Genomic DNA, 13958 nt, shown 5'->3' on the forward strand with positions numbered 1-13958 from the left:
TATCTCCCTCTGTCTTCGAACGTCATTACGCCGTAAAAACTCCTATTTCTTTGTCCTGATTTACTTGACCACTACACGCCAAGAAAAGGAAGCAAAAGAAGGCGACCCAGGCGTAGCCGCCCCCTGAAGGGGGTTCCCGTTTGTGCAGTACAAAAAATGGGAAGATCCGAAACTCGCCTGCGGCTCAAACAGCGGCTCTTCTTTTTCCATTTTCTGTACTGCACAAACGGCGTCGACACATGGGTACTACAAAAGTCAAAAACAACGTCAAATTCAACAGCAACCCCCAAAGTCAAAAACAACGTCAACACGACCATCACTCATGTATCTTTGTATTGGTTTGATCGACGTTAAGATTGAGATGACTACTCCCTACTTCAAATGATAAGCCGCCTCAGAAAACGAACTAACCGGCGCCAGATCCGCATACTCCGTCGGTCTGCCTTGTTGCTTCGCCACGAAGGCTTCCATCAAATTACTGCTTTGCCAGATGCCGGATTGCAGCCAGCCCATTTGTTGCAGGGCGTCGTGGGTGCTGTGGTCGCGGGCGTAGTGGATGGCTTGTTTGCTGCCCCAGATGGCGACCGGGGGTTTTTCGGCGATTTCTGTGGCCATTTGCAGGGCGGCTGCCAGCATGTTTTCCTGGGTATCAAATACATCATTGAGCAGGCCAACTGCCAGCGCGCGTTGTGCGGGCAGGCGGCGGCCTGTGTAGGCCATTTCGTGGACTATGCCTTCGGGGATGAGCTTGGGCAGGCGTTGTAAAGTGCCGAGGTCGGCGGTCATGCCTATGTTGATTTCCTGTATGCAGAAAAAAGCATCGCTGCTGGCCAGGCGTATGTCGCTGGCGCAAATCATGTCGACACCGCCGCCTATGCAACCACCGTGGATGGCGGTGATGACAGGCATGCGCAGGGATTCGATGAGGTTGAAGGCATGATGCATGTCCTTTAGTGCCAGGGCGATATTGGCGCGACCAACGGCGCTGGCATCGTCCAGTGTGATGCCGCCACCGGCGAAGACATCGAGTGCCATGCCAGCTGTAAAGTGTTTGCCAGTAGAAGAGATGATAAGCACGCGCGCATTCGCCTGGTTTTGCAGGTTTTGCAAAATTTCTGTCAGCTCACGAAAAAACACTGGTTGCATGGTGTTTAGCGTGGCCGGGCGGTTCAGGCGCAGGTGGGCAATTTTATTGTTGATACTGAAGTCAAAGCATTGATAAGTCATGGTGTCTCCACAGGATTTTTATTGGCACGGTAAAATCATACTGGATATATGCAAGAAATCTGTTGTCTGTGCTTCAGCTTAGAGGATATCAACTATGACTCAAGATTCACCTGTACCGCATTCTGCATCACGCCTGCCATCAGCTTTGCAACATCTTAGCCTGCCCGTCATTGGCTCACCCCTGTTCATTGCCAGTGGCCCCAAACTGGTGGCAGCGCAATGCAAGGCGGGCATAGTAGGCTCTTTCCCTGCCCTGAATGCCCGGCCAGCAGAGTTGCTGGATGTTTGGCTGACAGAATTGCAGGCTGAACTGGCAGCACATCAGGAAGCCCATCCCGACACTGTGATAGGTCCGATCGCAGTCAACCAGATCGTCCATCAGTCGAATGACAGGCTGGCGCATGATGTCGAGGTGTGCGTCAAACACCAGATACCCATCATCATTTCTTCCCTGCGTGCACCACCGCCAGAAATGCTGGATGCAATACACAGCTATGGCGGCATCGTCATGCATGATGTGATTTCCATACGCCATGCACAAAAAGCGCTGGAAGCCGGGGTCGATGGTTTGATACTGGTGGCGGCCGGTGCAGGTGGCCATGCTGGTGGTCTGTCGCCGTTTGCCCTGGTGGGTGAAGTACGGCGCTTCTTTGATGGCCCGATTGCCTTGTCAGGTTCTATCGCTACGGGTGATGCCGTATTGGCGGCACAAGCCATGGGAGCTGATTTTGCCTATATAGGCTCGCGCTGGCTGGCTACGGTAGAATCAAATGTCGATGAAGCCTATCGCCAGGCCATTCTTGATTCTGCTGCTGCGGATATCGTGTATACCAATCTGTTCACCGGCGTGCATGGCAATTACCTCAAAAAATCCATCATCGCCGCCGGGCTGGACCCGGACAATCTGCCAGTGGCCGACAAGAGCGCGATGAATTTCGGTTCTGGTGGTGGCAGCAAGGCCAAGGCCTGGCGTGACATCTGGGGTGCTGGCCAGGGCGTGGGCCTGATGGATGATGTGCTGACTGTGGCTGAAGTGGTAGCACGTTTGAAATTGGAATACGCTGCCGCTAAAGCGCGCGTATTGTCTTTGTGATCAATTAATTGTCAGGAATATCATGAGTAAAGCTTATGTCGTTGCAGAAATCCAGGTCACCAATGCCGATGCCTATGCTGAATACCGGCCATTGGCTACAGCCAGCGTAGCCCAATATGGCGGGCAATTTCTGGTACGCGGTGGTACACGCGTGCAAAAAGAGGGGCGGGACGATGCTCATAATGAAGGCTGGCGCTCGGTGCTGGTTGAGTTTCCCAGCTTGCAACAGGCGCAGCTATGGTATGACTCGGTTGAATATGCCAAGGCCATGGAAATCCGTCATGCCAATTCCATAGGTCGTTTGTTCATCGTTGAAGGGGTGTAAGCTGAGATCGCGGTGGCTTGAGGGCTAAAAAACCACACATTGCTTTCAGGATTCAAGTTTGCAAAGAGACTTGCCGTAACTAAGGTATCTCTCTGCAAACCGATATCCTAAATTCACTCCACTATGCGCCGCTCTCTCGCTCTGCTGCTCCCCATGTTGTTGGCCTTGTCCGCTCAGGCGAACGATCCACCACCGTCCAAACCTATCAAGCCTGCATCAGCGAAGGAAGAAGCCTCTGGCTCTGCTTCTGCATCAGCCTCGGCATCTGCAACAGCCAAAGAAGAGCGCAAGCCCGCTTCCAAAGAGAGCAAGGAATCCGCCAAGGAAGCCGCGATCCGTGCCAAAGAAGCATTGGCTGCAGATGAGCTGGCTGCACGCATAGCAGAGCGTCTCAGCGTCATTCGCAAGGACAAGGATGAGGCCGCAGCACGCAGCGCGCCCAAGCCTGTCATGCGGCCATCTTATGCGCCGCCAGTACGCAGGCCTGAAACGGCCAAACCCAAGAGCGATCATGGTACCAACAGTGCGGCTGCAGCAGGCGGGCTGGCGGCCAGCCACGCCGATATCCACTGGAGCTATAAAGGTGAAGGCGGCCCTTTAAACTGGGGCAAGCTTAATACTGCCAATGCCAAATGCGATATAGGCGAAAGACAATCACCCATCGATATCCGCGATGGTATCAAGGTGGATCTCGACCCGATTGCCTTTGACTACAAGCCCAGCCGTTTTTCTGTCATTGATAATGGTCACACCATACAGGTGAATATCGGCGCGGGTAACTATATCAATGTGCTGGGCCACAATTATGAGCTGGTGCAATTCCATTTCCATAAGCCATCCGAAGAACGGGTGAATGGCAAGAGCTTTGAAATGGTCGCTCACCTGGTGCACAAGGATGCTGATGGCAAACTGGCCGTGGTGGCCGTGCTGATAGAGCGTGGCAAGTCGCACAGTCTGGTGCAGCATGTCTGGAATAACCTGCCGCTGGAAAAGAATGATCCAGTACAGGCTTTGACGACCATGGACATGAACGACATACTGCCAGTCAAACGTGATTACTATACCTATATGGGTTCACTGACGACACCACCCTGCAGCGAAGGTGTGTTGTGGCTGGTCATGAAAGAACCGGTAGAAATTTCACCAGACCAGTTGACGATATTTAGCCGCCTGTATCCCATGAATGCACGGCCCATACAAAAGAACTCTGGTCGTCTGATCAAGGAATCAAATTAAGCGGTAACAAGTGTCAATAGACGACGTTATGAGGCTGGCCAGTCCGGCCTTAATTCTTTGCGCACCACCAGTTTCAAGCCTGACCATATATCGCTGACAGCACAGACCTTGATATCCACATAGCCCATGGGCAGGGCGACTTCCCTTATCGTATCTTCCGTGATGTCGGTAGGCACTTTCGAGGCTTTCTTGGGCCATGATACCCAGATTGCAGCATCACTTCTCAAGCTTGCTTTACAGGTCAGCAATTCTTTGACGAGGACAGTTTTCTTGTCGGTGAACAGGTGGACGATATCTGTCGCAGGCGTAGTCTTTTTGTCAAACACCACACCGTCTGGCAAGGCTGCCAGCAAATCCAGATAGTTTTCAGGCGCATGTCTGGCGCAAACATGGCTGTCAGTTTGTATGCCCAGTTTCTTTGCCAGTGGTGTACCGGAATAGCCGGTGGAAGTAGAATTCATCGCAAAAAAAATTAAAAAAGCAGTATCCTTTCAGATACTGCTTAACATCAATCAGATGAGCCCGAACAGCATTTACTTATAGATGCCACAACCAACGACGACATCATCAGATTTCTCAAAATAGGTGGATTTCAATTCTATGGCCTTGGTAGTCGGATTTGGCCATTTGTAATCTATCCAGCCTTTTCCCTTGCTCTTTGCGGTTGCCAGGAGTTCTTCAATAAAGGCTTTGTTATCGACATCTCTTAGCGTACTGATATTTTTGCCCAAGAGCTTGGGATTGGCACCGTGAGCCAGGGTTTTACCACTCATGTCGAGTACAAAAATATACAGGTCGCGGTCACTGAAATTACCTTTGGGATTATTAAATTCAGGGTAGGCCGCATCTGCTCCCTTGGATTTGATATGGGCAATGGCTTTTTTCACCATGGCCTCAGCTTCTTGCGCCGTACCATGGTCTGCAGCGAATACGCTTTGGCTGACAAAAATACTGAATAAAGTCAGTGTCAGGAATTTAATGAAACTACGCATGATAAGTCTCCTTTATTGTGGGATACCAAATTCCAGCAATCATCAAACTCCTGGAATCTGATATCCCTCAACATACAACTATCTGCGCTTCATTACTACCTACATTGCATGCAAGTAACAAAAATTAGCTTTGCTTATGCGGGTTTATAAGGCAGCTCGCGCCAGCGCTTGCCACTGACCCTGGCGATGGCATTCGCAAAAGCAGGTGCCAGTGCGGGCAAGCCAGGCTCACCCATGCCGGTAGGGGCATCTGCACTAGGGACGATATGTACTGCAATCTGTGGCATATCGGTAATGCGTGGCACCACAAAATCACCAAAGTTGCTTTGCTCAACCACACCATCCTTGAGCGTAATGGCAGCACCTGGCAGGCACATGGAGAGCCCCATCAGCGCCGCACCCTGCACCTGGGCTTCTACGCTTTTTGGATTGACAGCCAGGTTGCAGTGCACACCCGCAGTCACCTTATGTAACTTGGGCTGGCCATTTTTCATGGATGCTTCAACGACGTAAGCAACGACGGAAGAAAATGATTCATGTACAGCCACACCATAAGCTCGTCCTGCTGGCAATTTCTTCTTGCCATAACCAGATTTTTCCACCGCCAGTTGCAATGCCGCTTTATGCCGTGGATGCTTGTCACCCATGAGTTTCAGGCGATAAGCTACCGGGTCTTGCTTGGTGGTCTGGGCAATTTCATCGAGCAGGGTTTCCATGACAAAGGCGGTGTGGGTAGAACCCACGCTGCGCCACCACAAGACCGGCACATTGATCTTGGGATGATGGACAGACAGGCGCATAGGCATTTCATACGGCTCTTTCATGCCTTCGACTGCGGTGATATCCACGCCATCCTTGACCATCATGGATTCAAATGGTGTGCCGCTGACAATCGACTGGCCGACGATGACATGATCCCAGCCAAGGATATTACCCTGGGCATCAAAACCAATTTCGGCCTTGTGCAAGTGCATGGGGCGGTAGTAACCACCTTTGACATCATCTTCCCGGCTCCACAGCGTGCGTACCGGGGCATCCAGTCCTGCTGTTTGCGCGGCCTTGGCGACATGGCAGGCTTCCACCACATAATCGCTGGTGGCAATCGCCCTGCGGCCAAAACCGCCGCCTGCATACTGGGTATGTACTGCGATATTTTCCGGCTTCAGGCCCAGGGTCTTGGCGGCTGCAAAACCATCCAGGCCGGGCATTTGCGTACCCATCCACAATTCTGCCTTGTCGCCTTTGATGGCAACCGTGCAGTTCAGCGGCTCCATAGGGGTATGCGCAAGATAGGGGAAGACAAATTCTGCATTCAGCTTATGCGGTGCTGCTGCTATTTTTGAGACATCATCATTGAATTTGAGTGCACCTTGCTTCTTGGCCAGTTCCTTGTAGCTGGCCAACATTTTGGCGGAATCGACTTTTTCCACACCATCGGTATCCCATTCCAACTTCAGTACATCGCGGGCCTGTTTGGCTGGCCAATAACCGGTCGCAATAATCGCCACGCCCTCGCCACCACGGTCCGTCGGTACGCGCAGCACTGCCTTGACACCCTTGATGGCTTTTGCGGCAGTGTCATCAATAGTCTTGACCTTGGCTCCAAATACCGGTGGCCGTACCACTACGGCAGTCAGCATGCCGGGCAAATGGGTATCAATACCAAAATCCTGAGTGCCTGTGGATTTTGCTTTTGCGTCCAGGCGACCTGTGGGTTTGCCTATCAGGCGGAAGTTTTTCGGGTCCTTCAGCGTGACTTTTTCTGGCACTGGCAATTTCATCGCAGCATCAGCCAGTTCGCCATAACCCAGCTTCTTGCCACCGGGGCCGATGACATTGCCATTCTCGGTACGCAGGCTGGCAGGATCAACTTGCCACTGGCTGGCTGCAGCTTGCACCAGCATCGCGCGGGTACGCGCACCGAGTTCTCGGTACTGGGTATAGGAATGGGCGATGGAGTTCGAACCACCCGTCAAATGCATGCCAAATGCCGGGTCGACATAGGCTGGGTGGTTATTGCCATTTGCGCTTTTGACCTTGGACCAGTCGGCATCAAGTTCTTCTGCCAGTATTAATGGCAGGCTGGTTTGCACGCCTTGGCCAAATTCCAGGCGGTTGAAGGTGACGGTGACTGTGCCATCTTTGGCGATCTGTACGAATGCGCCAGGTTGTTCGGTAGGCTTCAAGCCTGCAGGTGCTTTGGCAGCGGCATCCTGTGCAGTTGCCAGTATGGGATAGCAACCCAGGGCAAAGCCGCTGGCAGTTGCCACCTTCAAAAAGCTGCGGCGGCTCAGGCCAGTAGAGGCGGTTTCAGGTGTAGTGGATTGCAATAGCGACTGCAAATGGCGTGGTAATTCATCGAGGCGGGTTTCAAAATGCATGGCTATTCTCCTCAGGCCAGAGTGGATGCAGCATCATGGATGGCGGCACGGATGCGCACATAAGTTCCACATCGGCAGATATTGCCTGCCATGGCACCGTCGATATCAGCATCGCTGGGTTTCTTGTTGGTTTTCAACAATGCCGTGGCGCTCATGATCTGACCGCTTTGACAGTAACCACATTGGGCCACGTCATGCTTGATCCAGGCTGCCTGCACGGCTTTGCCGACCTTGTCCTGGCTCATGGCTTCTATGGTGGTGATTTTTTGCCCTGCGACAGAAGAGATGGGGGTGACGCAAGAGCGTATTGCCTGGCCGTTCAAATGCACAGTGCAGGCGCCACACAATGCTGCACCGCAGCCAAACTTGGTGCCAGTCAGGCCCAGGGAATCACGCAGCGCCCAGAGCACGGGCGTGGAAGGATCGGCATCTACCTGGTGTTCTTTGCTATTGATATTCAGTGCAGTCATGGAACGGTTCTCCATCCGGTGTAGTGGTTGCAGGGCAGAACAGGAAAAAACGGGGGAAACAGAGTGGACAAGTCTGGCAGGCAGGTTCATCTATATTTGGTTTACCTAACTACTATAGAATATTTTTGGAACATTAGTGCAAGAGAGACAAAAACCACGGAAAAGCTGTCTTTTCCGTGGTTTTTTGTTGTCCCAGCGTCAGAAGCGCTTGGTTTTATTCGTATTTGCGGGCGTCGTCTATAACCTTGCCATCATTCGCCAGGCTGCCGGGTGCAACAAACTGCACATCACCGCGCAATTTGGTGACATCGCGCAGGCTATCAATGATGGCAGCTTGCAGTACAGGGCTGGCAGCCAGAGTTTCACAATGCAGGCTCATGACGTCATTCGCCATTTCACCGGTAACGACCAGCCTGGCCTTGCTGATTTCAGGATGGCGCTTGACGACTTCTGCCACCTGCGAAGGATGGACAAACATACCCTTGACCTTGGTAGTCTGGTCCGCCCGGCCCATCCAGCCCTTGATGCGCTGGTTGGTACGGCCACAAGCTGAAGTGCCTGGCAGTATCGCTGACATGTCACCTGTACCAAAACGTATCAGGGGGTAGTCAGGATTAAAGGAAGTGATGACGACCTCACCGACTTCACCTTCCGCCACCAGGTCACCCGTGCCGGGACGGACGATTTCGAGTATCAAGTCTTCATCCAGTATCATGCCGGGATTGACCTGGCCATCGGTCATGCTTTCATAAGCGATATTGCCTATATCGGCTGACGCATAGATTTGCAATACATGGGCCACACCATGTTCCTGCAGCCATTTGCGCAGGGAAGGCGGCAAGGCTTCTGCACCGACAATGGCGCGCTGTACGCTGGAAATATCGGCACCCATGTCCAGCGCTTTTTCCAGGATGATTTTCAAAAAACTGGGCGTACCTATGTAGGCATCAGGCCGCAATTCGGCCATGGCCTGTACCTGCATTTCCGTCTGGCCTATACCGGCCGGGATGACTGCACAACCTATACGGGCAGCGGCACTTTCCACCATGAAGGCGGCAGGTGTGAAATGGTAGGAAAAACAGTTTTGCAAGAGGTGGCCAGCCCGCAAGCCTATGGCATGCATGGGGCGCGCAAAGCGCCACCAGTCCTGGCCGCGGCCTTCAGGGTCAAAGATGGGACCGGGCGACATGAAGATATGTCCCATCTGGCGCGCCGGAGTAGTATTCAGGCCACCAAATGGTGGCAGGGCTTTTTGCAGATCCTTGAGATCGGATTTCCGTGTCACCGGCAATTGTGCCAGTGCACTGCGGCTCTTGATGTCATGCGCATCCACTCCCTGCAATATTCTGCCCCAGCCTTCTGCAGTCTGGGCATGGGCAATCAATTGCGGTAGCTTGTTCATCAGCGCTTGTTCGCGGCTTTGTGGATTGCGGGTTTCCAGGGCGTCCAGATAGTCACTCATGAGCATGCTCTATAGTGGTTGATTTATTTTTTGTTGCATTTATTAAGATTTTTTGAATCTGTTGACGATCTGTAGCGAGCGAGTGTCAGCGGGGTCAGGGTAACAAACACGCAGCGCAAAAAGCGGAATGTACTTCAGTACATGAGCATTTTGAGCAGCACATGAGCCCCACATAAGCAACAACTGCGTTCGCGCTTAAGATCGTAAGCAGGTTCTCATGCCAGCCAGCGTTTGCGCCTTCTATAAAACTTCATATCCTTGAAACTCTTGCGGCCTGCACCTGAGACGCCGAGGTAAAATTCCTTGACGTCTTCATTGCTGCTAAGGTCTTTGGCTTCGCCTTCCATGACGACCCTGCCGTTTTCCAGGATGTAGCCAAAGTCTGCGTAACGCAGGGCGACATTGGTATTTTGTTCGGCCAGCAGGAAAGATACTTTTTCTTGCACATTCAGGCTTTTGACGATTTCAAAAATCTCTTCCACCAGTTGTGGTGCGATGCCCATCGATGGTTCATCGAGCAAAATCATCGACGGCTTGGCCATCAGGGCGCGACCTATCGCGCACATCTGTTGCTCGCCACCCGAGGTATAGCCCGCCTGCGAATTACGGCGCTCACGCAGGCGTGGGAAGTAGTGGTACACCTTTTCCAGTTCAGCCTTGAGTTCACTGCGCGACAGGCTGCGCGTGTAGGCTCCGGTCAGCAGGTTTTCTTCCACAGTCAAATGCCCGAAACAGTGACGGCCTTCCATGACTTGTGACAGGCCGCGCTTGACCAGTTCATTCGGCGTCAGGTGATCAACGCGCTGCCCGCGGAAAGTAATATCGCCCTTGGTGATATCGCCGCGCTCGTTTCTCAGCAGCGTTGATATCGCCTTCAACGTGGTTGATTTACCCGCCCCATTGGCACCCAGCAAGGCGACGATTTTTCCTTGCGGCACTTGCAGGGAAATACCTTTCAACACCAGGATCACATGATCGTAGATGACTTCAATATTGTTGACGCTGAGATAGGCGATGTCGGCCGCTGCTGCCGCCGTATTGCCTGCTGCGCCCGCTGCTTCTGCCGTAATGCTGTGTACGCTCATGATCTTGATGTGCTATGAATTAGTATTGCCAGGACGACGGAGGCCAGGCCTCCGTCGCTTACTTTTTTTACTTCAAACAGGCAGGTGTGATTTTTTTCTCAGCCGCATATTTGTTGGATGATTCTTCCAGCATGGCACGTGTCAAGGCCTTGTCACCAGTAACCCAGTTAGGCGTGATGGCTTTCCACTTATCGCCGGTCCATTGCTGTACCTTGACAGCGCCGGAACCTTCATGGTCTTCGCAAGAAGTTTTCACTGGCGGGAACATGCCCATCGCACCCAAAGCTTTTTGGCGTGCTTCATCGACATTCAGGTTTTCAAAGCCCCAGCGGATTTGCTCGGAAGTCATGAGTTTGCCTTTGCCGAATTTCTCCTGCGCTTTCAGGATGGCTTCTGTCCACAAGATGGCAGCAGTCACACCACGCATGTGATACACGGAACCGATACGGGATTTGTCACCCAGATTGCCCTTGCCAGCCGCATAGACCTTGCTGCGGATTTCATCGAGCACAGGGTAATTGCCTGGCGTATTGAAGGTCATCGCGGTATAGCCTTTTGCTGCATCGCCAGCGGGGATCGCATCTTCTTCTGAACCTGCCCACCAGACACCCAGCATTTTTTCACGAGAATAACCATTGCGTTGCGCGGTCTTGATCGCTACTGCATTCATGACTCCCCAACCCCACAGGATCACGTAATCAGGATTGGCCTGGCGAATTTGCAGCCATTGCGATTGTTGTTCATTACCAGGATGAGCAACCGGGATCTTGATGAGTTCGAAGCCATATTGCTTGGCCTGTGCTTCCAGTACCGGGATAGGTTCTTTACCAAAGGCAGAATCATGGTAGAGATGGACAATTTTCTTGCCCTTGAGTTTGTCCAGGCCACCGGATTTATCGCCCAGGTATTTGGTCATCGCTGCAGCCTGGTTCCAGTAGCTGGTGATCAGCGGGAATACATACGGGAAAACTTTACCATTGGCCGCATCAGAACGGCCATAACCCAGCGTAGTCAAAGGGATCTTGTCTTCAGCGACGCGATCGAGAATACCGTAGGCGATACCGGTAGACAGTGGCTCTATCAGTGATGCGCCACCCTGGTTTTTCTTCAGGCGTTCATAACATTCGACGCCGCGCGAAGCATTGTATTCAGTCTCGCATTCCTCCCAGGAAATCTTCACACCATTCAAACCACCCTTGGCATTGATGAGATTGAAATAATCGATGGCACCGCCGTAAAAGCCTGAACCGCCAGCCGCATAAGGGCCAACGCGATAAGACAGGACGGGAATGAATTGATCATTCGCCTGGGCTGCATTGACGGCACCCAGGATTGCCGAGGCCATGAGCAGGGATTTAAGCAGTTTCATATTGTCTCCTTGTGGTTTTGGATGGATATTGCCTGATGCTTTTCTACCTCTTGTTGCAAAGGCGAAGCATCTTTATTATGAACTCTCTTTTACTGTTGGTACTAATCTTGTTACTGCCACTCAATGGGGGAAAGGCCAGAGTCGCAATTTTTCCTTGGTGATTTGCCACAACCTCGCCAGACCATGTGGTTCAACGATCAGGAAGAAAATAATCAATGCGCCAAATACCATCAGTTCCAGGTTTGACGCTACATTGGTAGGCAAAGACAGGCCATGGGCAATCAGGTTCAGGACGATGGGCAAAAGGATGATGAAGGCAGAACCCAGGAAGGAGCCGAGTATCGAGCCGACACCACCAATGATGATCATGAACAGGATACGGAAAGACAGGTCGAGGTTATAGGCTTCTGGCTCTACCGTACCCAGATAGGCATAGGCATACAGGGCACCGGCAATGCCGCAGTAAAATGAAGACACGGCAAAAGCCAGCAACTTGGTGCGCATGAGTCGGAAACCGATGACTTCTGCCGCCACGTCCATGTCACGCACCGCCATCCATGAGCGGCCCACGTTGGAGCGCACCATATTCTTGGCCAGCATGGCCATGACGCACACTACCGTCAGGGTCAGCAGGTATTTTTTGACTGGGGTATTGATGCTCATACCCATGATCACCATTTCTTGCGCCGTGATTACACCGGAAGAACTGTAATTGGTAAACCACTGTATCTTGGTCAGGCACCAGACCACGAAAAATTGGGTTGCCAGCGTGGCTGCTGCCAGGTAAAAACCGCGTATGCGCAGCGACGGCAAACCAAACGCAATACCTACCATGGCCGCTGACAAACCACCAAGTACGAAAGCCAGCAAGACCGGTATGCCGGGTATGCGCAAGACAAAATTATAAGAAGCAAAGGCACCGACGGCCATAAAGGCTGCTGAACCCAGTGACAATTGCCCTGCATAACCAGTCAGGATATTCAAGCCCAGCGCTGCCAGCGAGAAAATCAGGAAGGGAATGAAAATCGCAGAAAACGCATAATCGGTTGCCAGTCCGGGTACGGCAACAAATGCTGCGATCAGGACGATGGCAATACCGATACGGTCTTGCCGTATCGGGAAAATCTGGCTATCTGCCTGGTAACTCGTTTTAAACTGACCTGCTTCACGGTAGAACATAGTGTTCCTCTACTCTGCTAATTACGTTTGATTATCAGGACTTTCGCAAAACCGCCCCAGCTGCGTTGCCGCTCCTCGCTGTACTATTCGTATTGTCTTCGTCGCTACACCTTGCTGTGACAATTTTGCGTAAGTCCTTATTGTGCTGAACTGCAGGACATTAAATCCTGCGTATGATTTTTTCACCAAACAAACCTTCTGGCCTGACCAGCAGGAACAGCAATGCCAGCACATACGGGAACCAGCCTTCTATACCACCACCCACCAGTGGGCCTATGTACACTTCTGCCAGTTTCTCAGATGCACCAATAATCAGGCCGCCAACAATCGCGCCGGGGACGGAAGTGAATCCACCCAAAATCAATACCGGCAAGGCTTTCAGGGCCACGAAGGTCAGCGCAAACTGCACACCATTACGGGCACCCCACAACAGGCCAGCAACCAGGGCGACAAAACCGGCAACCGCCCAGACTATGCCCCAGATTTGTTGCAAGGGAATGCCAACGGCGAGCGCTGCCTGATGATCATCAGCCACCGCACGCAATGCACGACCTATCTTGGTTTTGGAAAACAGCAGGGCCAGACCAGTCACCAGCAAGGCACAAATCAGCGCGGCGATGACATCGAATTGCGACACCAGAATATTGAATTTCTCCATGAAATATTCTATGGGTACGTCTTCAATAGGCAATGTCAGTTTGTGTGGTTGCGAACCCCACAGTAATTGCGCCAGGCCTTCGATAAAAAATGTCAGGCCTATGGTGGCCATGAACAAGGTAATCTCAGGCTGGTTCACCAGCGGTCGCAATACTACGCGTTCGATTGCCAGACCCAGCGCCACCATCACCATCATGGTCAACGGTATCGCCAGCCATAATGACATTTCAAATTTTTCGGTCAGGCCTACGCAAGTCAGGGCAGCAAAAAAAACCATCGCCCCCTGCGCAAAATTGAAGACGCCTGAGGCTTTGTAGATCAACACAAAGCCCAGCGCCACCAGCGCATACATGACGCCGGACAGCAAGCCGCCGATAAACACTTCAAAGAAAAAACTAATATTCATTTCTAGCTCTCAGCTTACGTTAAGCAAACATGAATCTTGAACAGAAGACCTCTCAACACAGAGGTACAGAGGTTTC

At 52.1% G+C, this 13958-nt stretch carries 13 protein-coding genes; 3 read left to right on the forward strand and 10 right to left on the reverse strand.

All coding sequences use genetic code 11. The features are described 5' to 3' along the window. Positions 1 to 372: 372 nt before the first annotated feature. Positions 373 to 1227 (reverse strand): enoyl-CoA hydratase-related protein, encoded by an 855-nt coding sequence (locus tag AC3WQT_RS28245; protein WP_492709257.1) that lies wholly within the window; start codon positions 1225 to 1227, stop codon positions 373 to 375. A gap of 94 nt (positions 1228 to 1321) precedes the next feature. Here AC3WQT_RS28245 and AC3WQT_RS28250 point away from each other — a divergent pair, with 94 nt between their 5' ends. From AC3WQT_RS28250 to AC3WQT_RS28260, 3 genes are all read left to right on the forward strand, one after another. After that, positions 1322 to 2320, forward strand: a complete 999-nt coding sequence (locus AC3WQT_RS28250) for an NAD(P)H-dependent flavin oxidoreductase (RefSeq protein WP_492709259.1) — start codon at positions 1322 to 1324, stop codon at positions 2318 to 2320. 22 nt (positions 2321 to 2342) lie between these two features. Next, positions 2343 to 2645 carry a DUF1330 domain-containing protein gene (locus tag AC3WQT_RS28255; protein ID WP_162061220.1) on the forward strand — a complete coding sequence of 101 codons (303 nt, stop codon included), beginning with the start codon at positions 2343 to 2345 and terminating at the stop codon, positions 2643 to 2645. A gap of 123 nt (positions 2646 to 2768) precedes the next feature. Next, positions 2769 to 3881: a carbonic anhydrase gene (locus AC3WQT_RS28260; protein ID WP_492709261.1), complete on the forward strand. Its 1113-nt coding sequence runs from the start codon at positions 2769 to 2771 to the stop codon at positions 3879 to 3881. A gap of 26 nt (positions 3882 to 3907) precedes the next feature. Here AC3WQT_RS28260 and AC3WQT_RS28265 read toward each other — a convergent pair whose 3' ends face one another. From AC3WQT_RS28265 to AC3WQT_RS28305, 9 genes are all read right to left on the reverse strand, one after another. Further along, positions 3908 to 4342, reverse strand: a complete 435-nt coding sequence (locus AC3WQT_RS28265) for a DUF3052 family protein (RefSeq protein WP_492709263.1) — start codon at positions 4340 to 4342, stop codon at positions 3908 to 3910. Between the two features lie 72 nt (positions 4343 to 4414). After that, on the reverse strand, positions 4415 to 4873 hold the full coding sequence (locus AC3WQT_RS28270) for a cache domain-containing protein (protein WP_492709265.1): 459 nt from the start codon (positions 4871 to 4873) through the stop codon (positions 4415 to 4417). A 134-nt stretch (positions 4874 to 5007) separates the two neighbouring features. After that, positions 5008 to 7254 (reverse strand): xanthine dehydrogenase family protein molybdopterin-binding subunit, encoded by a 2247-nt coding sequence (locus AC3WQT_RS28275; RefSeq protein ID WP_492709267.1) that lies wholly within the window; start codon positions 7252 to 7254, stop codon positions 5008 to 5010. 11 nt (positions 7255 to 7265) lie between these two features. Continuing rightward, complete coding sequence (locus AC3WQT_RS28280) at positions 7266 to 7724, reverse strand: (2Fe-2S)-binding protein (protein ID WP_492709269.1); 459 nt, start codon at positions 7722 to 7724, stop codon at positions 7266 to 7268. Positions 7725 to 7938: 214 nt separating this feature from the next. Next, positions 7939 to 9186 carry a phenylacetate--CoA ligase family protein gene (locus tag AC3WQT_RS28285; RefSeq protein ID WP_492709271.1) on the reverse strand — a complete coding sequence of 416 codons (1248 nt, stop codon included), beginning with the start codon at positions 9184 to 9186 and terminating at the stop codon, positions 7939 to 7941. 215 nt (positions 9187 to 9401) lie between these two features. After that, on the reverse strand, positions 9402 to 10271 hold the full coding sequence (locus AC3WQT_RS28290; RefSeq protein WP_492709273.1) for an ABC transporter ATP-binding protein: 870 nt from the start codon (positions 10269 to 10271) through the stop codon (positions 9402 to 9404). Positions 10272 to 10338: 67 nt separating this feature from the next. Beyond that, positions 10339 to 11640, reverse strand: a complete 1302-nt coding sequence (locus AC3WQT_RS28295) for an ABC transporter substrate-binding protein (RefSeq protein ID WP_492709275.1) — start codon at positions 11638 to 11640, stop codon at positions 10339 to 10341. A 120-nt stretch (positions 11641 to 11760) separates the two neighbouring features. Beyond that, complete coding sequence (locus tag AC3WQT_RS28300; protein ID WP_492709277.1) at positions 11761 to 12819, reverse strand: branched-chain amino acid ABC transporter permease; 1059 nt, start codon at positions 12817 to 12819, stop codon at positions 11761 to 11763. A 160-nt stretch (positions 12820 to 12979) separates the two neighbouring features. Further along, positions 12980 to 13876, reverse strand: coding sequence for a branched-chain amino acid ABC transporter permease (locus AC3WQT_RS28305; RefSeq protein ID WP_492709346.1), 897 nt, complete (start codon positions 13874 to 13876; stop codon positions 12980 to 12982). Positions 13877 to 13958 lie beyond the last annotated feature (82 nt).

The sequence above is a fragment of the Undibacterium sp. FW305-107 genome (assembly GCF_058788535.1).

Excerpts from the sequence above, each read along its gene's own strand:
- AC3WQT_RS28245 (WP_492709257.1), bottom strand. The coding sequence starts at position 1,227 with ATGACTTATCAATGCTTTGACTTCAGTATCAACAATAAAATTGCCCAC.
- AC3WQT_RS28250 (WP_492709259.1), top strand. The coding sequence starts at position 1,322 with ATGACTCAAGATTCACCTGTACCGCATTCTGCATCACGCCTGCCATCA.
- AC3WQT_RS28255 (WP_162061220.1), top strand. The coding sequence starts at position 2,343 with ATGAGTAAAGCTTATGTCGTTGCAGAAATCCAGGTCACCAATGCCGAT.
- AC3WQT_RS28260 (WP_492709261.1), top strand. The coding sequence starts at position 2,769 with ATGCGCCGCTCTCTCGCTCTGCTGCTCCCCATGTTGTTGGCCTTGTCC.
- AC3WQT_RS28265 (WP_492709263.1), bottom strand. The coding sequence starts at position 4,342 with ATGAATTCTACTTCCACCGGCTATTCCGGTACACCACTGGCAAAGAAA.
- AC3WQT_RS28270 (WP_492709265.1), bottom strand. The coding sequence starts at position 4,873 with ATGCGTAGTTTCATTAAATTCCTGACACTGACTTTATTCAGTATTTTT.
- AC3WQT_RS28275 (WP_492709267.1), bottom strand. The coding sequence starts at position 7,254 with ATGCATTTTGAAACCCGCCTCGATGAATTACCACGCCATTTGCAGTCG.
- AC3WQT_RS28280 (WP_492709269.1), bottom strand. The coding sequence starts at position 7,724 with ATGACTGCACTGAATATCAATAGCAAAGAACACCAGGTAGATGCCGAT.
- AC3WQT_RS28285 (WP_492709271.1), bottom strand. The coding sequence starts at position 9,186 with ATGAGTGACTATCTGGACGCCCTGGAAACCCGCAATCCACAAAGCCGC.
- AC3WQT_RS28290 (WP_492709273.1), bottom strand. The coding sequence starts at position 10,271 with ATGAGCGTACACAGCATTACGGCAGAAGCAGCGGGCGCAGCAGGCAAT.
- AC3WQT_RS28295 (WP_492709275.1), bottom strand. The coding sequence starts at position 11,640 with ATGAAACTGCTTAAATCCCTGCTCATGGCCTCGGCAATCCTGGGTGCC.
- AC3WQT_RS28300 (WP_492709277.1), bottom strand. The coding sequence starts at position 12,819 with ATGTTCTACCGTGAAGCAGGTCAGTTTAAAACGAGTTACCAGGCAGAT.